We start from the raw sequence: 24,613 nt of genomic DNA, 5'->3' as shown, positions 1-24,613 counted from the left end.
AGGATGGTCCGGCGGATGACGGTAACGTAGGCCCGCATTGTACCGCGTGGCTGGCCTGGGGGCGGCTGCGCGGAGGTGGCTGGAAAAGCAGCGACTTACGGCGCCGCCTGAGCTGTCGCGAACGTCCTGGCCGTTTCATCGTTGTCGCCCATCTCAACTTCACTCTTGTCCGGCACCTCCTGCAATGCGAGGCCGAAGCTGCCCATCTGGACTTGGGCCCGGGTCTGGCTCTGAACGGGCGGAACTACAAAGAGCTCGGCTGACGATCGCTTCTGGTGCTTATCAAACACCAAGACACTCCAGCCTGCGTCGCCCCTGAATTGAAGCTTCTTCAGACGCTTGGTGTATCGACGGCGAGGCACGAGATCACGTCCGTTCACATGCACGCCTGACACGTGGCCAAAACAGTAGACCGACGACGCTATCGGGAAAAGAAGCGCGCTGCACAGCACATCGGTGATCTGGAGACCCACATGATTGTTGCTCACGCCGAAAGTCGGAAGTTCGAGAACTCGATCGAATGGGTCGCCTTTTGCCCGGTACTTTTGGGTGAAAATCGAGTGCGCAACCTGGTCGTTCAGTTGCGTGGTCCTGAAGTCGGCAATCATGAAACCTTGTGCGTCCTTATCCTCAAGGAACGACTGGAAAGCCTTGCAGGCATGCTGCACAGATTGGGTGTAAGTCTCCCGGGGCTTGAACGGCGTGCCGATGCCCTTCACCCAGATCGTCGCGAGAACTCGGCACTTGTAGCTCTCTAGCAGCTGCAGCGTGTCATCGATGAATCGCAGTTGCGTGCCAGCCTTGTGGCCCTTCTTCCGGATGGCGCTTCTCAGCTCGGAACCCTTGATCTCCTCGCGCACATCGTCGAGCAGATGGGGGGACGTGAATGATCCGGGGAAATACTTGCGCTTCAGCGCGAGGAATTCTCGCGTGAGGTGGGGAAGAGCCTCCTGCTGGACGACTAGGCCTGCAATCACGAGTAAAGGTTGAATATCGGTCTTTCTCGCAGGCAGAGGCGCGCCGCACCCTGCCTCGTCGATGTAGCAGATATACGACACGCATCTGTCCCCGGAAATGAAAACAGCCGCTTGAGCGGCTGTTTGGCGGTCTATGACCGTATTTGTCGCCGGGTTTCCCCGTTCGACGATCGATTAGGCTTGCCCAATCGTCTTTGAATGCTAAGTAGGGGGCGCAGCAATGTCAATAGCTTGGGTTGACATTGCCGAAATGTTTGGCAGCCGTGACCGCCCTCACGTCCGGTATATTTTGCGCGCCCTACGGGCAGCCGAGGCTGATAAATCCTATGCGCGGTCCGGTTTGTAGGTGAACCAGACCGGCCGCCGGCGTCGCTTCGCCCGACGCGCAATCGTCCTGTACTTACACCCACAAGCGACCCGTCTTAGTCGTGGCATTGCTGAGCGTGAGCGTCGGCGCGGGGGCGTATCGTCGGCATGCAGCTCGATGGCTGCCACCACGTGGCGACGCAGTGCTCGATCACCGCAGAAATCTCGCGCGAATCATGCAGGCGCCGGATGGCTGCATGCAGCTCGGCAGCCTGTGGCCAGGTCCGCTTCAGATAGCTGAGCCACATCTTGACGCGCCCATGCTCATGACGGGATGCGACACGGGTCTGCAATTTCTTCAGGTAGTCGACGATATGACGAAGTACTGTCGGCCATTCCTCGCTGGATGGCGAACTGTCCATCTGTCCGCGTATCCGCAAGGCGAGAAAAGGATCGGACACGGCGCCCCGCCCGATCATGACATCGGCACAGCCGCTGACTGCCCGGCATCGCTCCCAGTCGGCAACCGTCCAGACTTCTCCGTTAGCAATGACAGGCACGTCCACGGCGGCATCGATACGCGCGATCCACTCCCAGTGGGCCGGCGGACGGTAGCCATGATCACGCGTCCTGGCATGCACGACGAGAGACGCCGCGCCGCCCTCCGCCAGCGCCGTGGCGCAGTCGATCGCCAGCGAGGTATCGGATACGCCAAGCCGCATTTTTGCGGTCACGGGAATGCCGGGAGGCACGGCGGCGCGAACGGACGACACGATTCGGTTCAGCTGTTCAGGGTCCGCCAGCAGCATGGCTCCGCCACCGTGCCGGTTGACGACTTTGGCGGGACAACCGAAATTCAGGTCGAGTCCATGCGGCGACAAAGTCGCCGCATGGGCCGCATTCAGCGCCAGCCATTCAGGATCGCTGCCGAGCAACTGGATGACCATCGGCGTGCCACCGGGGGTATGGCCCCCGTGAAGAACCTCGGGGGTGTCCCTCTCGTAGACGCGCTCGGGAAGCAGAGAACCCGTCACCCTGACGAACTCGGACACGCAGCCGTCGAATCCGCCCGTGCTGGTCAGCACGTCGCGCAATACGTAGTCTGCAAGCCCCTCCATCGGGGCAAGGAACAGCCGGCTCATGCGAGCGCTGCGCTGAGGGAGTCTTCCACGGGAAATTCCAATTGTGAGGCGAGCCAGAGGAAACGGTATGCCGGCAATGCAAAGCCAATCCGACAGTTTACCTGTAGACGACCCCGGGACGTTCGCCGAGGCCCAGACAACCGAATTGACGCTTTGGAACGCCCCACGCGTGGCCGTCGCCGCCCTGCATCCAGACACGCAGCAAGGTCTGCGGGTCTTTCGATACTAGCTGTCCACGAGTCGCGACATCTGGCGGATCGAGCCTGCCGAGGTCCGCACATTGACCGCCGCCCGGTAGCCGAGGCGTTCATAGAGTCGTGCCGCGGGATTGTCGACGAATACGCGCAGGATCAAGCTGCGCCGTCCGCGCTGTCGAGCGATCGTCTGGGCTGTCTCGAGTGCGTAAGTCCCCGCCCCGCGATTCCGGTGGGTCGAGACCACATGGATATCGTGGACATAGAGCGCATCGGTGTCCTGGTCGAGCCGCAGCACGCCGATCACCATATCCGCCCACTCGATCATGTAGTTTTCCGACCCATTCCAGCTCGCGAGAAAAAGGTCGCTGCGCCAGACGAGCCCATGCCGCCGGTAATAGCCGATCATGTTGCTGCGCGTGAGCGTATGAGCGAAATCATAGTCCGCGGGCGTAGCGCGACGCAGCGAAAAGTCCTCATCGAACGGGATAGGCGCAAACATCGAGCGAGCGGTCCAGAGCAGGCGGTATAGGCCCGACATTACCGCGACAACTCCCAGGATGCAATCTGAGCAGCTTCAATGACTCAATGCTAAGCTTTGATTTTCCGCCCGTCAGCTCGAATAGCCGCAACGCACGCCTACTTCAGATGCAGGATGACCGATCCCTCGGATACCTCCGGCGCAGACGCGTTCGCGCTTCCAGCGTTCTTCGCTAGCCAGTCCTTTGCCTTTTGCGAGCTTTCATCAACGCCTGCCTTGTCGTTGCACACAGTCACCGAGAATCCGCCATCGCCGCTGCGGGCAAGCGTGTAGCTCACGAAACCTTTGACGGTCCGCATCAGCTGCTCGATATCCGCAGTCTGCTTCTCCAGCAAATCGAACAACTCTTTGGCACCCTTTCCGGAATATCTTCTTACAACAGTTTTCATGATGTGCTCCTATTATTTGGTGAACTAATGAAACAAGCATGCCGTATGAATTAATCGTTCGGCAAGGTGACTACACGACGTGACAATGTGTAGTGCGAAAAAGTAAATGAGAGGCCGGTATCAATATCGCGGCTTGTACCAAGTGTAGACAGCATCCCGCCGTTGTAAACCTCAGCGATGTACAGCCTATTTTTCGGAAATCATGAAAATGGCCATGTCGATGATGGGCTCGATATTCGAACGAATATCAGTGTGCGCTATTGAATAACTGAGAAAATCCAACTTGTCTGAATGATCTTGCCCACGATCCGTGAGCGACCACGCTCCCACGCAATCCCGATCTTCAGCGCAGCACGACGCCGCGCTCGGAGAAGCGCGTAGCAAGAGCAAGAGCGAGACCTGGATTATTTTTTTACTGCCGGGCGATTTGGCAGTTGACGGCATTTCTCTACGCTTCGACGGCGGACAGGCGTGCCATTTAAAAGATGCGTGTCACGCTGTTTGTCTCTTCCAAAAAAAAGCTGCCAGCCCCCGAGGGGCCAGCAGCTTTGACCGGACTTTTACCACGGCCCGGCAATGGGGCCGCGATGCCTCAATCCGTTCTCCTTCGATCGCTCAATGAACCACGCGTTCGAACCCGAACTTTCCTTCGCTATAGTCGACCGGAATCACATCCTTCGGCCCGAACTTGCCCGACAAAATAAGCTTGGCGACCGGATTCTCGATCTCCTGCTGGATCGCGCGCTTGAGCGGCCGGGCCCCGAACAGCGGGTCGTAGCCCACTCGTGCAATCTGCGCGAGCGCCGTTTCCGAAACGTCGAGTTGCATATCCATCTTCGCGAGACGCTCGACCAGCCGTGCCAACTGGATCTTCGCGATCGCTTCGATGTTCGAGCGGTCAAGGCCGTGGAACACCACCACTTCGTCGATCCGGTTCAGGAACTCAGGTCGAAACTGCAGCTTGACCTCTTCCCAGACCGCATCACGAATCGTGTTCTGCGGCTCGCCGACCATCGACTGAATCATTTGCGCGCCGATGTTCGAGGTCATCACGATCACGGTGTTCTTGAAGTCGACGGTACGCCCTTGCCCATCCGTCATTCGTCCATCGTCGAGCACCTGAAGCAGCACATTGAACACGTCAGGGTGCGCCTTCTCGACTTCGTCAAGCAGGATCACGCTATACGGCTTGCGACGAACAGCCTCGGTCAGATACCCGCCTTCCTCATAACCGACATACCCCGGCGGCGCCCCGATCAGGCGCGCGACGCTGTGCTTCTCCATGAACTCGCTCATGTCGATGCGGATCAGATGCTCTTCCGAATCGAACAGGAAAGAGGCCAGCGCCTTGCAGAGCTCGGTCTTGCCCACCCCGGTCGGCCCCAGGAACAGGAAGGATCCATATGGCCGGTTCGGATCCGACAAGCCCGCACGCGAACGGCGGATAGCGTCGGCCACCGCCGTGATCGCCTCGTCCTGGCCGATCACGCGTTCATGCAGCTTGTCCTCGATCTTGAGCAGCTTCTCGCGCTCACCCTGCATCATCCGCGACACCGGAATGCCCGTGGCACGCGAAACGACTTCAGCGATTTCCTCTGCGCCCACCTGGGTGCGCAACAGCCGCGGACGGCTCGAATGCTGTTCCTGCGTTTCCGCGGTCGTCACATCCTTGAGCTGAGCCTCGAGCTGCGGCAGCTTGCCGTACTGGATCTCGGCGACCTGTTCGAGCTTGCCCAGACGCTGCAAGCGTACGATCTCGGCGCGCGCCTTCTCGATCTCTTCCTTCAGGATCGCACTGCCCTGCACGGTCGCCTTCTCGGCGGTCCAGATCTCTTCGAGGTCGGCGTACTCACGGTTGAGCCGCACGATCTCTTCCTCGATCAATTGCAGGCGCTTCTGCGATGCTTCGTCCTTTTCCTTCTTGACGGCCTCACGTTCGATCTTTAGCTGGATCAAGCGGCGGTCTAGCCGGTCCATCTCCTCGGGCTTCGAGTCGATTTCCATCTTGATCTTCGACGCCGCTTCGTCGATCAGGTCAATCGCCTTGTCCGGCAGGAAACGGTCGGTGATATAGCGATTGCTGAGCTCCGCGGCGGCAACGATCGCCGGATCGGTGATCTCGACGCGATGATGCAGCTCGTACTTTTCCTGCAGGCCGCGCAGGATCGCAATGGTCGCCTCGACCGACGGTTCGTCGACGAGCACTTTCTGGAAGCGGCGCTCGAGCGCGGCGTCCTTTTCAATGTACTTGCGGTACTCATCGAGCGTGGTCGCGCCCACGCAATGCAGCTCGCCGCGCGCCAGCGCCGGCTTGAGCATATTGCCCGCATCGATCGCGCCTTCGGCCTTGCCCGCGCCGACCATGGTATGGAGCTCGTCGATAAAGACGATGGTCTGCCCTTCATCCTTGGCGATATCGTTGAGCACGGCCTTGAGCCGTTCCTCGAATTCACCACGATACTTCGCACCCGCAAGCAGCATGGCCATATCGAGCGAGAGCACGCGTTTGTTCTTGAGCGTCTCGGGCACCTCGCCATTGACGATCCGTTGCGCGAGCCCTTCGACGATCGCCGTCTTGCCCACACCGGGTTCGCCGATCAGCACAGGATTGTTCTTGGTCCGGCGTTGCAGGATCTGGATCGAGCGGCGGATTTCGTCGTCCCGGCCGATTACCGGATCGAGCTTGCCCGCGCGTGCGCGCTCTGTCAGGTCGACCGTGTATTTTTTGAGCGCTTCACGATGGCTCTCGGCGTCCTGGCTGTTGACGGGCTGCCCGCCACGTACGGCCTGGACCGCGGTCTCGAGCGCCTTGCGGGTCAGGCCGTGCTGACGCGCGAGCTTGCCCGTGTCGCCCTTGTCTTCGGCAAGCGCAAGCAGGAACATCTCACTCGAGATAAACGAGTCGCCGGCCTTCTGGGCTTCCTTGTCGGCCTGATTGAGCAAACCGGCCAGTTCCCGGCCGACCTGCAGATTGCCGTCGTTGCCCTTGACCTGCGGCAAACGGCCGAGGGCTTCGGTCAGGCCGGCCTGCAAGGCGGGTAGCTGCACGCCGGCGCGCGCGAGCAACGAACGCGAGGTGCCGTCCGTCTGCGCGATCAACGCGGACAGCACGTGGGCACCCTCGATGTATTGGTTGTCGCGGCCGGCGGCCAGGCTTTGCGCGTCCTGCAGCGCCTCCTGGAACTTCGTCGTCAGTTTGTCGATTCTCATGCACCCCTCCGATTCATCACTGCAACCCAAGTAGGGCTTTTCAGCTACTTTTCAAGCGTCGGACATGAAAAAAGGGCACAAACAGCAATCAATCGGTCGGCGACTGGGCATTGGTCGAGCGCACACCCCAGCGCGCTAGCGCGGCATCGTCGGCCTCCCGGGCATCGACCCAACGCTCGCCCGAGGGCGTGCTCTCCTTCTTCCAGAACGGCGCGGAAGTCTTCAGATAGTCCATGATGAATTCGCACGCTGCAAACGCCTCGGTGCGATGGCTGGACGTCACTGCGACCAGCACGATCTGGTCGGTCGGCTTGAGCTCCCCGACACGGTGAATCACCAGTGCGTCGATCAGCTTCCAGCGCTCCCTGGCCTGGTCGATGATCGATTCGATCGATTTCTCGGTCATGCCCGCATAGTGTTCGAGCACCATCGCCGATACGCTGCTGCCGTCGTTGATGTCACGCACGGTGCCGACGAAACAAGCGAGCGCGCCTACGGCGCGATTCGCCTCGCGCAAGACAAGCGTCTCGGCGCCGAGGTCGAAGTCTTCGGTCTGGATGCGGACGGTCATGATGGAAACTCCTGTGGACGCAGTGCGCGGCGGCATGCGGGAAGTCTGCATGCCGCGAGGCGAACTCAGCCGCCGGTCACCGGCGGAAAAAACGCGACTTCGCAGCCGTCGCTCAGGCGGGTCGTCGCATCGGTCATCACGTGGTTGCAGGCCATCCGCAGCGGCCGCCCCTCGGCGAGGGTTTCGCTCCACGGTTCGCCGCGCATGCGCAGCCAGCGGCGCACGTCACCGACCGTCGCCACGGCATCCGGCACGTCGACGGTCTCGTCACTGACGCCGAGCGCTTCACGCACGCTCGCGAAAAACTTCAGTTGGATGCGCATACGGTGCCGGGTGCTCAATACAAGAGTTCCGAAAAGGGCAGGAAACGGACCCGTTCGCCCGCTTCGATGCGGTGATTCGGCGGATTGTCGATCAAACCGTCAGCCCAGACGGTCGAGGTCAGCACGGCCGAACTCTGGTTCGTGAACAGCTCGAGCCCGCCATCCTCGCCGACCCGGGCACGCAGGTACTCGTGACGACGATCGGCCTTCTTCAGCGAGAAATTGGCCGTGAGCGACAAACCGCGCGGTTCGAGATCGGTCGCCCCCTGCAGACGCAGCACGAACGGCCGCACGAACAGCAGGAAACCGACAAAGCTCGACACCGGATTGCCCGGCAGGCCGATGAAATAGGCAGCGCGGCCGGCCGCTCCGCTGGTTCCGCCGATCGTGTCGCTCGCGGCCTCGCTGCCGGGCACGGCAGCTGAACTGCAGTCGCGGATCTCGCCGAACGCGAGCGGCTTGCCCGGCTTCATCGCGATCTTCCACATATCGATGCGCCCTTCGGCTTCGACTGCGGCCTTGACATGATCCTCCTCGCCGACCGAAACGCCGCCCGAGGTCAGCACCAGATCGTTGCCCTGCGCCGCCTGGCGAAGGACTTCACGAGTCGTCTCGAGCTTGTCGGGCACGATGCCAAAGTCGGTGACGTCGCAACCGAGGTTTTCGAGCAGGGTCGTCAGGGTAAAGCGGCTCGAGTTGTAGATCGAGCCCTCGCGCAACGGCGTGCCGGGCATCGCGAGCTCGTCCCCGGTGAAGAAGATCGCGACCTTCGGACGGCGCGCGACCGTCAGCGAGGCGCGTCCGACCGAAGCGGCCAGGCCGAGTGCCTGCGCGTCGAGCCGGTGGCCCGCCTGCAGCACCGCCGCGCCCGCGCGGATGTCGGCGCCCTGCCGGTTGATGTTCGCGGCAGGCTGGGCGGCGATATTCAGGGTCACGTGGTCACCGTCAGCGGTCGTGTCTTCCTGGATCACGACCGTGTCGGCGCCCGGCGGAACCTGCGCGCCCGTGAAAATGCGCGCCGCGGTGCCGGCTTCGAGCGGCTGCGGTGGATGGCCGGCCGGCACGCGCTGCGACACGCGCAGCCGGGTACCGGCGGTCGCGGCATCGGCGGCGCGCAGCGCATAGCCATCCATCGCGCTGACATCGGCCGGCGGAACATTGAGCGGAGAAACCACGTCGACCGCGAGCACCCGCCGGTTCGCCGCGAGCGTCTCGACGGTCTCGGTCACGGCAAACGGCTTGGCCGCGGCGAGCAGAAGCTCGCGGGCCTCGGCAGGCGTCAGCATGGACAGGTCTGTCTTCATCTGCGGTCCTCAGTCTCCCGTATGCGCGACGATATAGGCCTTCACGCGCGCCGCATCGGCAGGCAATACATCGAAGCGCTGGGGCAGCGCCTCGATACCCTCGAATGCGGCCGGCCGCTCGGCCTCACGTGCGAGTGCCTCATGGATCGTTTCGCCGAACTTGATCGGCTGGGCGGTCTCGAGCACGATCATCGGCACACCGGGCTCGAGATACTGGCGCGCGACCGACAGGCCGTCAGCGGTATGGGTGTCGATCATCGTGTGATAACGGGCGTAGACGTCGCGAATCGTTTCCACGCGCGCGGCATGCGTACTGCGGCCGGACACGAATCCGAATTGTGCCACCCGGGCGAAGTCGCCGCTCTTCGCGAGGTCGAAACCGCCCTCGGTCTCGACTTCGTGGAACAGCTGCCGTACCCGGGCGGGCTCGCGTCCGAGCAGGTCGAACACGAAACGCTCGAAGTTCGAGGCCTTCGAGATGTCCATGCTCGGACTCGTCGTGTGATACGTCTCGGCCGCCTTGCGCACGCGGTAGACGCCCGTCCGGAAGAACTCGTCGAGGACGTCGTTCTCATTGGTCGCCACAACCAGGCGGTGGATCGGCAGACCCATCATCCGCGCGATATGGCCCGCGCAGACATTGCCAAAATTGCCCGACGGCACCGTGAACGACACCTTCGGCCAGTCGGCCAGCGGCACGGCGCCGGCTGCCTGTGCCGCACCCGCAGCCTGTCCATTTCCCGCGACGGCGCCGTGTGCGTCAGTTGCGCCCACCACACGCCCCTCGATCGCCGCGAAGTAACCACGGAAGTAGTAGACGACCTGCGCGACGACGCGCGCCCAGTTGATCGAGTTGACCGTGCCGATCGCGTAGCGCGCCTTGAACGCATGATCGTTCGAGACGGCCTTGACGATGTCCTGCGCGTCGTCGAACACGCCGTCGATCGCGAGGTTGAAGATGTTCTTATCCTGCAGGCTGTACATCTGCGCAGTCTGGAATGCGCTCATCTTGCCTTGCGGCGACAGCATGAAAACCCGCACACCGTGTTTGCCGCGCATCGCATATTCAGCCGCGCTGCCCGTATCGCCAGACGTCGCGCCGAGAATGTTCAGGTGCTGGCCCGTCTTTGCGAGCGCGTACTCGAAAAGATTGCCGAGCAACTGCATCGCCATGTCCTTGAACGCGAGCGTCGGACCGTTCGACAGTTCGAGCAAGGCCAGCGGTGCGCCGTTCTCGACGCCGAGCGAATGCAGCGGCGTGATCTCGGCCGCGCGCGAAGCTTCGCTGCGCCCGCCGACGACGCCGGCGCGCACGTTTGAATAGACTTCGTCGCGATAGGTCTTGCGCGTGAGTTCGCGCAGATCGTCCGCGGGAATATCGTCGCTGAATTTGCTCAGCACCTCGAACGCGAGTTCCGCGTAAGACAGGCCGCGCCAGCGCGCGAGCTCGGCTGCGCTGATCCGCGGATATTCACTCGGCAAATAGAGGCCGCCGTCCTTCGCGAGGCCGGCCAGCAGGATGTCGGAGAAGGTGTGGCGCTCGCCCGCACCCGCGCCTCGGGTCGAAATGTAGTTCATATCAGTTCATCGATTCCATCCGCAGCTTCGTCACGGCGCCCTTGACCGTGTCGAGGGCCTCGATTTGTACGATTGCGGCATTCATGTTCTTTTCGATCGTCTCATGCGTGACGAGCACGATATCGGTTTCCGACCGGCCGTCAACGCTGACGTCCTCGGATTCCTTCTGCAGCAGCGCGTCGATCGAGATGTCGCGGTCGGCGAGAATCCGCGTGATGTTCGCGAGCACGCCCGTCACGTCGGCCACGCGCAGGCGCAGGTAGTAGCTGCTCGTGATCTCGTCGATCGGCAGGATCGGCGTGTCGGACAGCCGGTCGGGCTGGAACGCCAGATGCGGCACACGGTTGTTCGGATCGGCGGTATGCAGCCGCGTCACGTCGACGAGGTCGGCCACCACCGCCGAGGCGGTCGGCTCGGCACCCGCCCCCTTGCCGTAGTACAGCGTCGAACCGACGGCATCGCCTTGCACGACGATCGCGTTCATCGCGCCTTCAACATTCGCGATCAGGCGCTTGGACGGAATCAGCGTCGGATGCACGCGCAGCTCGATGCCCTTCTGCGCGCGCCGCGCGATACCGAGCAGCTTGATCCGGTAGCCGAGTTCCTCGGCATAGCGGATGTCGATCGAGTCGAGCTTGCTGATCCCTTCGACGTGGGCGCGGTCGAACTGCACAGGCACGCCAAACGCGATCGCACTCATGATCGTGACCTTGTGCGCGGCGTCAACGCCTTCGATATCGAAGGTCGGGTCGGCTTCGGCATAACCGAGGCGCTGTGCATCGGCGAGCGCGGTCGCAAAATCGACGCCGCGGTCGCGCATCGACGAGAGGATGAAATTGGTCGTGCCGTTGATGATCCCCGCGATCCATCCGATGCGGTTCGCGGTCAGGCCTTCGCGCAGTGCCTTGATGATCGGCACGCCGCCCGCGACCGCGGCCTCGAACGCGACCATCACGCCGCGCTGGCTGGCCGCCTCGAAGATCTCGCCGCCGTGCACGGCGAGCAAGGCCTTGTTGGCCGTCACGACATGCTTGCCGTTGCGGATCGCTCGCAGCACGAGTTCGCGCGCAATACCCGTGCCGCCGATCGTCTCGACGACGATATCGACGGCGGGGTCGTCGACGAGCGCCGCGCCATCGGTGTCGACAGGAATCGATGCACCGGTGTCGCCGAGCCCGCCGCGCGCCTTCGCGACATCGCGCACCGCGATTCGTGTGACTTCAATGCCGCGCCCCGCGCGACGTTTGATTTCTTCCTGGTTCCGTTTGAGAACGTCGTACGTGCCTTTGCCAACCGTGCCGAAACCCAGCAGGCCGATTTTGATTGATTCCATCTAGCTTGATCTGTCTATTGATTTGAAGCGGGGTGGTGCGCATTCACCGCGCGAAGGGGTCTCGCATGGCGCTTCCGGTAGCCGTCGAGGAAGCGCGCGATCCGGTCGATCGACTCGGTGAGGTCGTCGACGTTCGGCAGGAACACGACGCGGAAATGGTCGGGCCGCGCCCAGTTGAAGCCGCTGCCCTGCACGATCAGCACACGCTCCTCGAGCAGCAAGTCGAGGATGAACTGCTGGTCGTTCTCGATCGGGTACATGGCCGGGTCGAGCTTCGGGAACATGTAAAGCGCAGCCTTCGGCTTCACGCAGGTGACGCCGGGAATCGCCGTCAGCAACTCGTAGGCGAGTTCGCGCTGCCGGTACAGTCGCCCGCCCGGCTGGATCAGGTCGTTGATGCTCTGGTAGCCGCCCAGCGCAGTCTGAATCGCATATTGACCGGGCACGTTCGGACAAAGCCGCATCGACGAGAGAATATTGAGGCCCTCGATGTAGTCGCGTGCTTCGCGCTTGTCGCCCGATACCGTCATCCAGCCCGCGCGGTAGCCACACGACCGGTAAGCTTTGGACAGGCCGTTGAAGGTCACCGTCAGCACGTCCTCGGACAGTGCCGCGATCGAGGTATGGGCCTCGCCGTCGTACACGATCTTGTCGTAAATCTCGTCCGCGTAAATGATGAGCTGGTGCTTGCGCGCGAGCTCGACGATGTCCTTGAGCAGATCGTCCGGGTAGAGTGCGCCGGTCGGGTTGTTCGGATTGATCACGACGATCGCGCGCGTGTTCGGCGTGATTTTCGCGCGAATGTCGTCGAGGTCCGGCAGCCAGCCGTTCGATTCGTCGCACAGATAGTGGACCGGGCGTCCGCTCGAAAGCGACACCGCGGCGGTCCACAGGGGGTAGTCCGGCGCGGGAATCAGCACTTCGTCGCCGTCGTTGAGCAGTGCCTGCATCGCCATGACGATGAGCTCGGACGCGCCATTGCCGATATAGATGTCGTCCAGATCGATGCCGGCGATGTTCTTCTGCTGCGTGTAATGCATGATCGCCTTGCGCGCCGCGAACACGCCCTTCGAATCCGAATAGCCCGATGAGGCGGGCAAGTTGCGGATCATGTCCTGGACGATCTCGTCGGGTGCATCGAAGCCAAATGGCGCGAGATTGCCGATGTTGAGCTTGATGATCCGGTGCCCTTCTTCTTCGAGACGCTTGGCGTGATCGAGCACCGGACCGCGTATGTCGTAGCAGACGTTGAGGAGCTTGTTGGACTTGAGAATGGGCTTCACGGGCGCGCACCGGTTAAAATCTTGATCTGACTGATTATGACACGCTTCGTTGTGCGCTTTGCCCGCTGTCGCGGGTTTGCCGCCCCTTTCGGAATTTTGCCTTGAAACTGAACCAGGAATCGTCGCCGACGACGAACACGATTACCGCGCATGGCGACGGATACGTCGATATCAATCTGCAGCGCCACACGAGCAGCGTGATGATCGAGCCCGAGGGACCGGTACGCGAATGGCCTGTCAACGCGTTCGACCAGCTGACGCCCGAAAACTTTGCGATGCTCGGCGAGAACGCGCCCGAAGTCGTGATCTTCGGCACCGGTGCGAAGCTGCGCTTCCCTCACCCCCGCCTGACCGCGCCACTGATGGCACGCGGCATCGGGGTCGAGGCGATGGACAGCGGCGCGGCCTGCCGCACCTACAACATCCTCATGCAGGAAGACCGCCGCGTGGTCGCCGTGATCCTGATCGAGGCGCACTGAATCCATGTCCGACACGACAGAACGGCCCTTCCTCTCGCGCGGCGCGCTACTCCTTATCCTGCTGGCTTTTGCGATTTTCTGGTTCGCCCCGCTCGACTACCGGCACCTCGTGCCGAGCGACGAAGGCCGATATGCCGAAATGGCCCGCGAGATGTTCGTCACGAACGACTGGATCACCCCCCGCTACAACGGCTACAAGTATTTCGAAAAGCCGCCGTTGCAGACCTGGGCCAATGCCCTGAGCTTCGCGTGGTTCGGCATCGGCGCGTGGCAAGCCAGGCTTTATACGGCATTGAGCGCGTTTGCGGGCATCCTGCTGCTCGGCTATACGGGCACGCGGGTATTCAACCGCTCGACCGGCTTCTTTGCCGCCCTCGTGCTCGCGAGCGCGCCCTATTGGTTCCTGATGGGTCATTTCGACACGCTCGACATGGGCCTGTCGTTCTGGATGGAGGCGAGCCTGTGCACCCTGCTGCTGGCCCAGCGAGCCCAGGTGCCACCCGGGCATGCGCGCTTCTGGATGTGGGCCTGCTGGGCGTCGATGGCGCTCGCGGTACTTTCAAAGGGCCTGATCGGCGTGATCCTGCCGGGTGCGGTCCTGGTGCTCTACACGCTGCTGGCACGTGACTGGGCACTCTGGAGACGGCTCTATCTCGGCAGCGGGATCGTGATCTTCTTTTTGATCGCCACGCCCTGGTTCGTGCTCGTCGAACAGCGCAATCCCGGCTTTCTCAATTTCTTCTTTATCGTCCAGCAGTTCGAACGGTATCTGACACCCGCCCAGAACAGGCCCGGGCCGCCGTATTACTTCATCCCCGTCCTGCTCGTCGGTTTCCTTCCCTGGCTTTCACTGACCTGGCAGAGCGTGCGCCACGCCTGGCGTCTGCAGCGGCAGAACAACGGCTTCTCACCGGTACTGTTGCTGATCGTCTGGATAGCTTTCATCTTCATCTTCTTCAGCATCTCGCATTCGAAGCTGCTGTCGTATGTGCTGCCCGTCGCGCCGGCGATCGCGCTACTGATCGGCATTTACCTGCCGCATGTCGAGCGAGCGCAGCTCACGCGGCATCTGATCGGCTATGCGGTCCTGCTCGTGGTCTGCTGCTTCGCCGCGCTCGCGCTGCTGCGCGCGGGCGATCCGCGCACGCCCAATGAGCTTTACCGCGCCTATCTGGTCTGGTTGTACGCGGCGCTGGTGGTTGGCCTCGCGGTAGTCGGCTTCGCCCTGATCAGGCTGCGTGCATCGCGCACTGGCGCGACCGGGCCGGCGCTGGTAATCTTCGCGGCCGCCTGGTGCCTGCTGCTAAACATCGCCGGCAACGGTTATGAAGTGTTTGCCGTACAACGCTCGGGCGCGCCGCTCGCGCCGGCCGTCAAGGCCGCGCTGGCGAAGATGCCCGCCGATGCGCCCTTCTATTCAGTCAAGATGCTCGATCACACGATACCGTTCTACGTCGGACATACGACAATCATGGTCGAATCGGCGGACGAGCTTGGGTACGGTGTATCAGTCGAACCCCGTAAATGGATCCCGAGCGTCTCCGAATGGATCACGCGCTGGCGCGCCGATCCGGCCGCGCTTGCGCTGATGTCGCCAGACACCTATCGGGACCTCGCCGCGCAGGGCGTGCCGATGACCCTGATCGCGCGCGACTTGCGCCGCGTGATCGTGGAGAAGCCCGCGCCATGAACCCCGTCGCCCTCACGTGTATCCTGCTCGGCGTGGCTCTCAATGCGGGCGCGCAGTTGCTGCTGAAGGCCGGCGTGCGGGCGGTCGGGCACTTCGAGTTCACGACGGCCAACATCGTGCCGGTCGGCCTGAAGATCGCGACGCAGTGGCCGATCATCGGCGGCCTCGCCTGCTATGTGATCAGCGTAGGCGTATGGATCGTCGGCTTGTCACGCGTCGACGTTTCGATCGCCTACCCGATGCTTTCACTCGGCTATGTCGTCAATGCCTTCCTCGCGTGGTATCTGTTCGGCGAAGTGTTGACGATGCAGCGCCTGCTCGGCATTGCCATCATCCTGATTGGGGTGGTCGTGCTGACGCGCAGCTAGGCAACGCACCCGCACAACGAAGTTCAGCAACGAGAAACGAGACCGAGCAGTGCATCCTGAAGTTCGCAGCTACGAAGACCACACACGCAGACCATGAGCGAACCCTTCATTCCCTTTGTGAAGCCTGAGATCGACGAAGAGACCATCGCGGGGGTGGCCGACGTGCTGCGCTCCGGGTGGATCACGACCGGGCCGCAGAACCAGAAATTCGAGGCCGCACTATCCGAATTCGTCGGCGGCCGCCCGGTGCGCACCTTCAACTCCGGCACCGCGACGCTCGAAATCGGCTTGCGCATCGCCGGGGTCGGCCCGGGCGACGAGGTCATCACGACCCCGCTGTCGTGGGTCGCGACCAGCAATGTCGTCTACGAAGTGGGCGCGACCCCCGTGTTCGCCGATATCGATCCGCGCACGCGCAACATCGACCTCGACCGGGTCGAGGCGAGTATCACGGCACGCACGAAGGCCCTGATTCCAGTCTTCCTGTCGGGCCTGCCGATCGATATGGATCGCCTCTATGCGATCGCCTCGAAGTACCGGCTGCGCGTGGTCGAAGACGCCGCGCAGGCGTTCGGCTCGAGCTGGCGCGGCAAGCGCATCGGCGCGTTCGGCGATCTCGTCTCGTTCAGCTTCCATCCGAACAAGAACCTGACGTCGATCGAAGGCGGCGCGCTCGTGCTCAACAACGAGGAAGAAGCCCGGCTTGCCGAGAAATACCGGCTCCAGGGCGTGACGCGCAGCGGCTTCGACGGCATGGAGGTCGACGTGCTCGGCGGCAAGTACAACCTGACTGACGTCGCCGCACGCGTCGGCCTCGGCCAGATGCCCCATCTCGAACGCTTCACCGCCCGTCGTCGTGCGCTCGCGCAGCGTTATTTCGACAGCCTGCGCGACGGCGCCGCCGTGCGCCTCGGTGTCGAGTTGCCGGTGGCCGACTTCGAGAACTGCAACTGGCATATGTTCCAGATCCTGCTGCCGCTCGACCGGCTCACGATCACCCGCGGCGAATTCATGGCCGAACTCAAGGAGCGCGGCATCGGCAGCGGTGTCCACTACCCGCCGATCCACCTGTTCAAGCTGTATCGGGAACGCGGCTTCGGCCCGGGCATGTTCCCCCATGCCGAGCGCGTCGGCGCGTCGACCCTGACGCTGCCGCTCTTCACGCAGCTCAGCGATGCGGATGTGGACCGCGTCGCCGCTGCCGTCAACGAAATCTGCGAGCGCCGCGCCAAATGACCGCTACCCTGCAACCCGATCTCTCGGTCGTGATCCCGATCTTCAATGAGGAAGACGGGCTGGCCGCGCTGTTCGCGCGGCTCTATCCAGCGCTTGACGCGCTGTCGTGCAGCTACGAGGTGATCTTCGTCAACGACGGCAGCCGCGACCGCTCGGCCGCCCTGCTCGCCGACCAGTGCCACGCGCGCGCCGATGTGACGCGCGTCGTGCTGCTCAATGGCAACTACGGCCAGCATATGGCGATCCTCGCGGGCTTCGAGCAGGCCGTCGGCGAGATGATCGTCACGCTCGACGCCGACCTGCAGAACCCGCCCGAGGAGATCGGCAAGCTCGTCGACAAGATGCGCGAAGGCTTCGACTATGTCGGCACCATCCGCAAACAGCGCCGCGACAGCTACTTTCGCCGCAAGGCCTCGCTGGCGATGAACCGGCTGCGCGAGCGCATCACCCGCATCAAGATGACCGACCAGGGCTGCATGCTGCGCGCGTACAGCCGGCGCATCGTCGATACGATCAACCGCTGCGGGGAAGTCAACACCTTCATTCCCGCCCTCGCCTATACCTTCGCCCAGAATCCGGTCGAAATCGAAGTCGCGCACGAGGAACGGTTTGCGGGCGAATCGAAGTATTCGCTCTACAGCCTGATCCGCCTGAACTTCGACCTGGTGACCGGCTTCTCGGTCGTACCGCTGCAATGGCTGTCGTTTATCGGCGTGGTGCTGTCGGTGGCGTCGGCCGGCTTGTTCCTGCTGCTCGTCATACGGCGCTTCCTTCTCGGCTCGGAAGTCCAGGGCGTGTTCACCCTGTTCGCCATTACATTCTGCCTGCTCGGCGTGATCCTGTTCGGACTCGGCCTGCTCGGCGAATATATCGGCCGGATCTACGAGCAGGTGCGGGCGCGGCCGCGCTACCTGATCGCGACCATTCTCGACGAGCGGGCCTCGTTGATGGCCCAGCGGGGTATCGCCGATCATGGAGAAAATCGCGGAGCAGGCGAGGAATTTCATTTGGGTGAGAATGCCGGATCGGGCTCCTCGAGCGCCCAGGTCTCTTCCATGCCGCGCGATCCGGCTCGGGCCGAGCTTTCGGACGACCCGCCGGCGCAGACCTTCAAAACGCACCGGGGCGCTCAGTGAGCCGGCGAGCGGTTCTCTTCGGCTACCACAACGTCGGAGTGCGCTGTCTGCAGGTGCTGCTCGCACGGGGCGTCGAGATCGCGCTCGTCGTCACGCATGAAGACAATCCCGACGAAAACATCTGGTTCGGCAGCGTACGCGAAGTCGCTGCCGAGCACGGCATTCCGACGATCACGCCCGCCGATCCGAACGCGTCCGAGCTATTCGCGGCGGTACGTGATGCGCACCCCGATTTCATCTTTTCGGCCTACTACCGGCATATGCTGCCGGTCGAAATCCTCGCGCTTGCCCCGCGCGGCGCGTTCAATATGCACGGCTCGCTACTGCCGAAGTATCGTGGCCGCGTGCCCGTCAACTGGGCTGTGCTCAACGGCGAGACCGAGACCGGCGCGACCCTCCATGAAATGACGGCCAAGCCCGACGCGGGCCTGCTGGTCGGCCAGACATCGGTGCCGATCCTGCCCGACGATACGGCCGGACAGGTCTTCGAAAAAGTCACCGTCGCGGCCGAACAGACGCTCTGGCGCGTGCTGCCCGAGCTGCTCGCGGGCACCGCGCCGCGCCTGCCGAACGAGCGCGCGCTGGGTAGCTACTACGGCGGCCGCAAGCCCGAGGACGGGCGCATCGACTGGCGCTTGCCGGCCCAGCAGGTCTACAACCTCGTCCGGGCGGTCGCGCCGCCTTATCCGGGTGCATTCACGGAGCTCGGCGGCGAGCGTTTCGTGATCGCGCGGGCGCGGCTTGCCCCGGTCGGTAGCCCGAATTTGCAGCCGGGCTTGCAGGTAGAGGATAATGCGCTGCTCGGCGTCTGCGGCGACGGTCGTGCCATCGTGATCCACGAACTCCGTCACGATGGCCACGCGATCGATCCCGCCGCTTTTGCCCGCCTCATCCACTCTTCTCGTCATACATGAAAAAAGTCCTGATCCTCGGCGTCAACGGCTTCATCGGCCACCACCTTTCCAAGCGGATTCTCGAGACGACCGACTGGGAAGTGTATGGGATGGACATGCAAACCGACCGCCTTGGCGACCTCGTCAAGCACGAGCGGATGCATTTCTTCGAAGGCGACATTACGATCAACAAGGAATGGGTCGAGTATCACGTGCGCAAGTGCGACGTGATCCTGCCGCTCGTCGCGATCGCGACGCCGGCGACCTATGTCAAGCAGCCACTGCGCGTGTTCGAGCTCGACTTCGAGGCGAACCTGCCGATCGTGCGTTCGGCGGTCAAGTACGGCAAGCACCTCGTTTTCCCATCGACCTCCGAGGTCTATGGAATGAGCCCCGATTCGGAATTCGATCCTGAAGCTTCACCGCTGACCTACGGCCCGATCAACAAGCCGCGCTGGATCTACGCCTGCTCGAAACAGCTGATGGATCGCGTGATCTGGGGCTACGGGATGGAAGGCCTGAACTTCACGCTGTTCCGGCCCTTCAACTGGATCGGCCCGGGTCTCGATTCGATCTACACGCCGAAGGAAGGCAGCTCGCGCGTGGTCACCCAGTTCCTCGGCAATATCGTGCGAGGCAAGAACATCAGCCTCGTCGACGGCGGCCAGCAAAAGCGCGCGTTCACCGATATCGACGATGGCATCAACGCGCTGATGAAGATCATCGAAAACAAGGGCGGCGTCGCGACGGGCAAGATCTACAACATCGGCAACCCGGTCAACAACTTCTCCGTGCGCGATCTCGCCAACATCATGCTCAAGCTCGCGCGCGAGATTCCCGAATATGCCGAGACGGCCGGTCAGGTCGAACTGATCGAGACCTCGTCGAACGCCTATTACGGGGAGGGATACCAGGACGTGCAGAACCGCGTGCCGAAGATCACGAACACGATGGAAGAGCTCGACTGGAAGCCGGTCTCGTCCATGGACACGGCCTTGCGCAAGATCTTCGAGGCTTACCGCGAGCAGGTCGCGGAAGCCCGCGCGCTCGTCGAATAAGCCGCGCATGGGCCGGATTGCGCTGAAAATCGACGTCGATACCCTGCGCGGCACCCGCGAAGGCGTACCGAATCTTGCACGGATGCTCGATCGTGCGCACGCACGCGCCACTTTCCTGTTCAGCCTTGGCCCGGACCATACGGGCTGGGCCCTGCGCCGCGTGTTCCGGCCCGGCTTCCTCAAGAAAGTCTCGCGGACCTCGGTGGTCGAACATTACGGAATCAAGACGCTCATGTACGGCGTGCTGTTGCCGGGCCCGGACATCGGCCGGCGGGCGGCCTCGCAGATGCGAGCGATCCGCGATGCGGGCTTCGAATGCGGCATCCACACCTGGGATCATGTGCTCTGGCACGACAATGTCCGCGAGCGCGACCAGGAGTGGACCGTCGAACAGATGACCAGCAGCTATCGGCGCTATGCCGAGGTGTTCGGCGCGCCGCCTCCGACCCATGGTGCTGCCGGCTGGCAGATGAACGAGTACGCGTTCCAGCAGATCGACACGTGGGGCATGCGGTATGCGTCGGACGGCCGCGGCGACGGGCCCTATCGGCCCTGCGTCAACGGCGAGCCGCTACGCCACGTCCAGTTGCCGACCACCCTGCCGACATTCGACGAAGTGCTCGGGGTCGACGGAATCGACGAATCGACGATCGCGGGCAAACTGCTCGAACTGACCACCGATGATGGCGACCATGTATTCACCCTGCATGCGGAACTCGAAGGCCAGAAGCTGGCGCCTGCCTTCGAACGCCTGCTGGCCGGCTGGCGCGCGCAAGGTCATCAACTGGTCGCGATGTCGGACTATCATGCGGCTCTTGACCTGTCGAAAGTACCGAATGCCGATATCGCATGGGGCGAAGTTCCCGGCCGATCCGGCGAGCTGATCATCCAGCCGCCGGCTCTCTGAGCGGCCTGGCCGGCTCGCGTCTTTTCTTATTCTGGAGAGCCTTGTGCCTGCAGCACTCGATCAAGTCGTCCCCGATTTCACCGCTGCCGCGACGGGCGGTCCCTTCACCTTGTCCGCCCACCGTGGCAAGAAGGTCGTGGTGTATTTCTATCCGAAAGACAACACGCCCGGATGCACGACCGAAAGCATGAATTTCCGCGATATGTACCCGCAATTCGAAGCTGCCGGCGCGGAGATCATTGGCATTTCACGCGACAGCGTGAAGTCGCACGACAATTTCAAGTCGAAGCTCGAATTGCCGTTTACCTTGGTATCGGACGCCGATGAAGCCGTCTGTGCGCTGTTCGGCGTGATCAAGATGAAAAAGATGTACGGCAAGGAAGTGCGCGGCATCGAGCGTTCCACCTTTCTGATCGACGGCAACGGTGTGCTGCGGCGGGAATGGCGCGGCGTGAAGGTTGCCGGGCATATCGACGAGGTGCTCGCGAGTGTGACGGCGCTCTAGCCCTGCGCGGCTGTCATCTAGCCGTCTCTGTACATCGCCCATGTGGAGCGTTATAGTCGTTCGCAATGATGGACTGTAAAGCCGACTCTCTCTCGATGGATTGCGGTGCAGGTAAAGCCGGCGCCGCCCTCACCGTTATTTCGAACATTCCCAACGCCGCTGTCACCTTGACGGGACAGCGGCGTTTTTGTTTTCGCCCGTTTCTTTTCCGAGCATTTGGGGAGCCGATGACACGTTGTTAGGCGACAAGGCGCATAGCCCAAGAGCGGCGCTATTCCGGTTTGCCCGCCGAGCAGTGTGCGGCGGGTGCCGGAACGGCGCAACAAGCTGACCGACATTCCTGAGAGGAAACCATGCCTTTGCCTACCCTGCCGAGCAAACTCGGCGATATGTTGTCCGCGGATGAATACTCCGCCAAGGCCAAGCCTTCGGCGCGTGGCACCAGGAAGCAGCCGGTCGAAGCGGAGACCACCGCGCCCAGGCGCCCGACGCTCGTCGCGGTGCCCTCGTCGGTCCCGCCTGTGCAAGCGGCACATGAAGCGCCTGAAACCGCCGAAACCGCGTCCGAGGCTGTTCCTCCACCGTCGACGCGCAGCCGCAGGAGCACGCAAACCGCGGTCCTGCTCAAGCCGGCAGTCGGTCGTGCGGATTCACGCACCGCCGATGCGCGGGACGACACCCGCGCAGCGGACTCGGCAGCATCGCTTGCCCCAGCTGAAGCCTCCGGGGCGCATGGCGATGCCGACGGCGCGTCGGTACGCGGCAAGGCGGCGCGCGGCCATCGGCGCGCCGAAACCGCGCCGGTACTCGACCCCACCGGCGAAGTCGCACACGTGCCGCAGGCTCGCGGCGACTCGCCCCCGGGCGATTCCGCCCCGACCGCACCCCGTAGTGCCGCGACCAGCACCGGCAAGCGCGGCGCGCGCGGCAAGCCGACCGCGCCGCTGCCCGGCAAACTGTTCGTGCTCGACACCAATGTGTTGATGCATGATCCGTCGAGCCTGTTCCGTTTCGAGGAACACGACGTCTATCTGCCGATGATGACGCTCGAGGAGCTCGACAACCACAAGAAGGGGATGTCGGAAGTCGCGCGCAACGCACGCCAGGTGAGCCGCACGCTCGACGCGCTGGTCGCCGATACAGGCAATCTGCTGACGGCCGGCATTCCGCTGTCACGCCTGGGCAATCGCGAGGCGGCGGGATGCCTGTTCTTCCAGACCACCCTCAATGAGATCGCCCCGGTCGAAGGTCTGCCCGAAGGCAAGGCCGACAACCAGATCCTCGGCGTCGTGCGCGCGCTGCAAGCGCAGCAGCCGGACCGCCAGGTCGTGCTGGTGTCGAAAGACATCAATATGCGGATCAAGGCCCATGCGCTCGGGCTGCCCGCCGAAGACTACTTCAACGATCAGGTCCTCGAAGACAAGGACCTGCTCTATCCCGGCGTGCTGTCGCTGCCGCTCGATTTCTGGAGCAAGCACGGCAAGGGGATGGAAAGCTGGCAGGACACCAAGACCGGCACCACGTACTACCGCGTGACCGGTCCGCTGTGCGCGTCGATGCTCGTCAACGAGTTCGTCTACCTCGAGCCGCGCAATGGCGAGCCGGCGTTCCATGCGCAGGTCCGGGAAATCAATGGCAAGACGGCGTTGTTGCAGACGCTGCGCGACTACGGGCATCACAAGAACAATGTGTGGGGCATCACCGCGCGCAACCGTGAGCAGAACTTCGCGCTGAACCTGCTGATGAATCCCGAAGTCGACTTCGTCACGCTGCTCGGCCAGGCCGGTACCGGCAAGACGCTGATGGCACTGGCCGCGGGTCTCGCCCAGGTGCTCGACGACAAGCGCTACAACGAGATCATCGTGACACGCGCGACTGTGCCGGTCGGCGAGGACATCGGTTTCCTGCCGGGCACCGAGGAAGAAAAGATGCAGCCGTGGATGGGCGCATTCGACGACAACCTCGAAGTCCTCCAGAAGACCGACGACGCAGCGGGCGAGTGGGGCCGGGCGGCGACGCAGGAATTGATCCGTTCACGGCTCAAGGTCAAGAGCATGAATTTCATGCGCGGCCGCACCTTCGTCGACAAGTACGTGATCATCGACGAGGCGCAGAACCTGACGCCCAAGCAAATGAAGACGCTTGTCACGCGTGCGGGCCCGGGTACCAAGATCATCTGCCTCGGCAATATCGCGCAGATCGATACACCCTACCTCACCGAAGGCAGTTCGGGGCTCACGTACGTGGTAGACCGATTCAAGGGCTGGCGCCATAGCGGGCATGTGACGCTCGCACGCGGCGAACGCTCGCGGCTCGCGGACTACGCGTCAGAGATACTGTAGGAAACCCGATAGATACAATCTGAGGAAGCCGGCCCTTGCCCTGGGGCCGGTTTTTTTTAGCCCTAAGCTCCGTTAGCTCGCATCAGTCGATACGATATGGAAACGTGCCATGGACTGCGGCTACTTTTCTGCAAACAGCATCGATGCCTGCGCCTACGCGTCCATGGACGTGTTCCATACTGGATCCAATAGATGAATTTTCCCCTGATTTGCGAGGAAATCCATTGTCAGCGGTATTTTTAGTCGCCGTTCGATCGCCTCCATGGCAACTTTTCCAGCACCTACCCTCGCATCCATATCATTTTCCAAACCCACTGCGCGAAGCATGTCATTGACCTCACCGTTTAAATGTAGCTCCTCCTCCCGATAAAGTGCATTTTGTACGGCGCTGTATTTCTCGAAGTCATGGCGTTTCAACATTGAGCCCCATGGAGACCAGCACGCCAGCCACGCGCTGAATTGTTCGTTTTCCTGCGTTTGTACTTCAGTCATCGCTCCAGCAAGATCACTTTCGGTCACCCCGGACACATCAAAAAATCGCATATCCCGAACCGCCGACCCCAATTGAAGGACTTCATTGAGCTTGACCTGGAACGCGAGGTGAACCTCGATCTCGTCGGCGAAGCGCAAGGTCGGCACCTTTTTGGCGGCAATCGATTCGAGGCGGGTATGTCTAAACACTTGCCTCCCACGCAATACGAGTTCATCTATTCTGTGGTCGTATGCTCCGATCTGAAGTAAGCGCGTCATCAGCGCCGCCTTGACATAGCATCTGTTCTTTACCGCTTGTGGACCGATGACATGGCAAGGGAACCGCTGTTTGTATTGAACCGGATGATCGTTGTCCT

22 protein-coding genes are annotated in these 24,613 nt (G+C 62.4%); 10 read left to right on the top strand and 12 right to left on the bottom strand.

The annotated features are described in order from the left end of the window. Window positions 1-95: 95 nt before the first annotated feature. The 11 genes from HV670_RS20215 to HV670_RS20165 all read right to left on the bottom strand — a co-directional run bounded on the left by HV670_RS20215 (window position 96) and on the right by HV670_RS20165 (window position 13,151). The gene (locus tag HV670_RS20215) at window positions 96-1,058 is read right to left on the bottom strand and encodes a DUF3800 domain-containing protein (RefSeq protein ID WP_175106651.1); all 963 of its coding nucleotides are present in this window, start codon (window positions 1,056-1,058) and stop codon (window positions 96-98) included. A gap of 341 nt (window positions 1,059-1,399) precedes the next feature. After that, a complete protein-coding gene (locus HV670_RS20210) occupies window positions 1,400-2,425 on the bottom strand; it encodes a tRNA dihydrouridine synthase (protein WP_175106650.1) in 1,026 nt (341 codons plus the stop codon). A 225-nt stretch (window positions 2,426-2,650) separates the two neighbouring features. Beyond that, complete coding sequence (locus HV670_RS20205) at window positions 2,651-3,160, bottom strand: GNAT family N-acetyltransferase (protein ID WP_246257748.1); 510 nt, start codon at window positions 3,158-3,160, stop codon at window positions 2,651-2,653. Between the two features lie 98 nt (window positions 3,161-3,258). Then, on the bottom strand, window positions 3,259-3,549 hold the full coding sequence (locus HV670_RS20200; RefSeq protein WP_175106649.1) for a hypothetical protein: 291 nt from the start codon (window positions 3,547-3,549) through the stop codon (window positions 3,259-3,261). Window positions 3,550-4,164: 615 nt separating this feature from the next. Next, on the bottom strand, window positions 4,165-6,759 hold the full coding sequence (gene clpB, locus HV670_RS20195) for an ATP-dependent chaperone ClpB (protein WP_175106648.1): 2,595 nt from the start codon (window positions 6,757-6,759) through the stop codon (window positions 4,165-4,167). Between the two features lie 88 nt (window positions 6,760-6,847). After that, window positions 6,848-7,330: a molybdopterin synthase catalytic subunit MoaE gene (gene moaE / locus HV670_RS20190; RefSeq protein WP_175106647.1), complete on the bottom strand. Its 483-nt coding sequence runs from the start codon at window positions 7,328-7,330 to the stop codon at window positions 6,848-6,850. Between the two features lie 65 nt (window positions 7,331-7,395). Continuing rightward, window positions 7,396-7,653, bottom strand: coding sequence for a molybdopterin converting factor subunit 1 (gene moaD / locus HV670_RS20185; protein WP_175106694.1), 258 nt, complete (start codon window positions 7,651-7,653; stop codon window positions 7,396-7,398). Between the two features lie 14 nt (window positions 7,654-7,667). Continuing rightward, a complete protein-coding gene (locus HV670_RS20180) occupies window positions 7,668-8,939 on the bottom strand; it encodes a molybdopterin molybdotransferase MoeA (protein WP_175106693.1) in 1,272 nt (423 codons plus the stop codon). A gap of 27 nt (window positions 8,940-8,966) precedes the next feature. Beyond that, window positions 8,967-10,535: a threonine synthase gene (locus HV670_RS31140; protein ID WP_175106646.1), complete on the bottom strand. Its 1,569-nt coding sequence runs from the start codon at window positions 10,533-10,535 to the stop codon at window positions 8,967-8,969. A 1-nt stretch (window position 10,536) separates the two neighbouring features. After that, entirely contained in the window at window positions 10,537-11,868 is a 1,332-nt protein-coding gene (locus HV670_RS20170; protein WP_175106645.1) for a homoserine dehydrogenase, read from the bottom strand. A gap of 14 nt (window positions 11,869-11,882) precedes the next feature. Beyond that, window positions 11,883-13,151, bottom strand: coding sequence for a pyridoxal phosphate-dependent aminotransferase (locus HV670_RS20165; RefSeq protein ID WP_175106644.1), 1,269 nt, complete (start codon window positions 13,149-13,151; stop codon window positions 11,883-11,885). A 101-nt stretch (window positions 13,152-13,252) separates the two neighbouring features. Between HV670_RS20165 and HV670_RS20160 the strand changes: the two genes are divergently transcribed. The 10 genes from HV670_RS20160 (at window position 13,253) to HV670_RS20115 (ending at window position 23,765) form a co-directional block, all read left to right on the top strand. Next, window positions 13,253-13,630, top strand: a complete 378-nt coding sequence (locus HV670_RS20160) for an Mth938-like domain-containing protein (protein ID WP_175106643.1) — start codon at window positions 13,253-13,255, stop codon at window positions 13,628-13,630. Between the two features lie 4 nt (window positions 13,631-13,634). Further along, window positions 13,635-15,320, top strand: a complete 1,686-nt coding sequence (locus HV670_RS20155; protein WP_175106642.1) for a glycosyltransferase family 39 protein — start codon at window positions 13,635-13,637, stop codon at window positions 15,318-15,320. Beyond that, window positions 15,317-15,688 (top strand): DMT family transporter, encoded by a 372-nt coding sequence (locus HV670_RS20150; protein ID WP_175106641.1) that lies wholly within the window; start codon window positions 15,317-15,319, stop codon window positions 15,686-15,688. The genes HV670_RS20155 and HV670_RS20150 overlap by 4 nt, the downstream gene beginning before the upstream one ends. A 93-nt stretch (window positions 15,689-15,781) precedes the next feature. Beyond that, window positions 15,782-16,924 (top strand): DegT/DnrJ/EryC1/StrS family aminotransferase, encoded by a 1,143-nt coding sequence (locus HV670_RS20145; RefSeq protein ID WP_175106640.1) that lies wholly within the window; start codon window positions 15,782-15,784, stop codon window positions 16,922-16,924. Next, window positions 16,921-18,060: a glycosyltransferase gene (locus HV670_RS20140; RefSeq protein WP_175106639.1), complete on the top strand. Its 1,140-nt coding sequence runs from the start codon at window positions 16,921-16,923 to the stop codon at window positions 18,058-18,060. The genes HV670_RS20145 and HV670_RS20140 overlap by 4 nt, the downstream gene beginning before the upstream one ends. Further along, complete coding sequence (locus HV670_RS20135) at window positions 18,057-18,974, top strand: formyltransferase (RefSeq protein ID WP_175106638.1); 918 nt, start codon at window positions 18,057-18,059, stop codon at window positions 18,972-18,974. The genes HV670_RS20140 and HV670_RS20135 overlap by 4 nt, the downstream gene beginning before the upstream one ends. After that, complete coding sequence (locus tag HV670_RS20130) at window positions 18,971-20,011, top strand: bifunctional UDP-4-keto-pentose/UDP-xylose synthase (protein WP_175106637.1); 1,041 nt, start codon at window positions 18,971-18,973, stop codon at window positions 20,009-20,011. The genes HV670_RS20135 and HV670_RS20130 overlap by 4 nt, the downstream gene beginning before the upstream one ends. A 7-nt stretch (window positions 20,012-20,018) precedes the next feature. Continuing rightward, window positions 20,019-20,918, top strand: coding sequence for a polysaccharide deacetylase family protein (locus HV670_RS20125; protein WP_175106636.1), 900 nt, complete (start codon window positions 20,019-20,021; stop codon window positions 20,916-20,918). A 43-nt stretch (window positions 20,919-20,961) separates the two neighbouring features. Beyond that, window positions 20,962-21,423, top strand: a complete 462-nt coding sequence (locus tag HV670_RS20120; RefSeq protein ID WP_175106635.1) for a peroxiredoxin — start codon at window positions 20,962-20,964, stop codon at window positions 21,421-21,423. 353 nt (window positions 21,424-21,776) lie between these two features. After that, window positions 21,777-23,765: a PhoH family protein gene (locus tag HV670_RS20115; protein WP_175106634.1), complete on the top strand. Its 1,989-nt coding sequence runs from the start codon at window positions 21,777-21,779 to the stop codon at window positions 23,763-23,765. A gap of 153 nt (window positions 23,766-23,918) precedes the next feature. Here HV670_RS20115 and HV670_RS20110 read toward each other — a convergent pair. Beyond that, window positions 23,919-24,613, bottom strand: a 695-nt coding sequence (locus HV670_RS20110; protein WP_281362430.1) for an NEL-type E3 ubiquitin ligase domain-containing protein, incomplete at its 5' end; no start/stop codon positions are given.

The sequence above is a fragment of the Pararobbsia alpina genome, from assembly GCF_902859895.1.
GTDB lineage: Bacteria > Pseudomonadota > Gammaproteobacteria > Burkholderiales > Burkholderiaceae > Pararobbsia > Pararobbsia alpina.
Note: the sequence above shows the minus strand (reverse complement) of the source record. Positions and strands in the feature narration are given on the sequence as shown.

Excerpts from the sequence above, each read along its gene's own strand:
- HV670_RS20210 (WP_175106650.1), bottom strand. The coding sequence starts at position 2,425 with ATGAGCCGGCTGTTCCTTGCCCCGATGGAGGGGCTTGCAGACTACGTA.
- HV670_RS20205 (WP_246257748.1), bottom strand. The coding sequence starts at position 3,160 with ATGTCGGGCCTATACCGCCTGCTCTGGACCGCTCGCTCGATGTTTGCG.
- HV670_RS20200 (WP_175106649.1), bottom strand. The coding sequence starts at position 3,549 with ATGAAAACTGTTGTAAGAAGATATTCCGGAAAGGGTGCCAAAGAGTTG.
- clpB (WP_175106648.1), bottom strand. The coding sequence starts at position 6,759 with ATGAGAATCGACAAACTGACGACGAAGTTCCAGGAGGCGCTGCAGGAC.
- moaE (WP_175106647.1), bottom strand. The coding sequence starts at position 7,330 with ATGACCGTCCGCATCCAGACCGAAGACTTCGACCTCGGCGCCGAGACG.
- moaD (WP_175106694.1), bottom strand. The coding sequence starts at position 7,653 with ATGCGCATCCAACTGAAGTTTTTCGCGAGCGTGCGTGAAGCGCTCGGC.
- HV670_RS20180 (WP_175106693.1), bottom strand. The coding sequence starts at position 8,939 with ATGCTGACGCCTGCCGAGGCCCGCGAGCTTCTGCTCGCCGCGGCCAAG.
- HV670_RS31140 (WP_175106646.1), bottom strand. The coding sequence starts at position 10,535 with ATGAACTACATTTCGACCCGAGGCGCGGGTGCGGGCGAGCGCCACACC.
- HV670_RS20170 (WP_175106645.1), bottom strand. The coding sequence starts at position 11,868 with ATGGAATCAATCAAAATCGGCCTGCTGGGTTTCGGCACGGTTGGCAAA.
- HV670_RS20155 (WP_175106642.1), top strand. The coding sequence starts at position 13,635 with ATGTCCGACACGACAGAACGGCCCTTCCTCTCGCGCGGCGCGCTACTC.
- HV670_RS20150 (WP_175106641.1), top strand. The coding sequence starts at position 15,317 with ATGAACCCCGTCGCCCTCACGTGTATCCTGCTCGGCGTGGCTCTCAAT.
- HV670_RS20145 (WP_175106640.1), top strand. The coding sequence starts at position 15,782 with ATGAGCGAACCCTTCATTCCCTTTGTGAAGCCTGAGATCGACGAAGAG.
- HV670_RS20140 (WP_175106639.1), top strand. The coding sequence starts at position 16,921 with ATGACCGCTACCCTGCAACCCGATCTCTCGGTCGTGATCCCGATCTTC.
- HV670_RS20130 (WP_175106637.1), top strand. The coding sequence starts at position 18,971 with ATGAAAAAAGTCCTGATCCTCGGCGTCAACGGCTTCATCGGCCACCAC.
- HV670_RS20125 (WP_175106636.1), top strand. The coding sequence starts at position 20,019 with ATGGGCCGGATTGCGCTGAAAATCGACGTCGATACCCTGCGCGGCACC.
- HV670_RS20115 (WP_175106634.1), top strand. The coding sequence starts at position 21,777 with ATGCCTTTGCCTACCCTGCCGAGCAAACTCGGCGATATGTTGTCCGCG.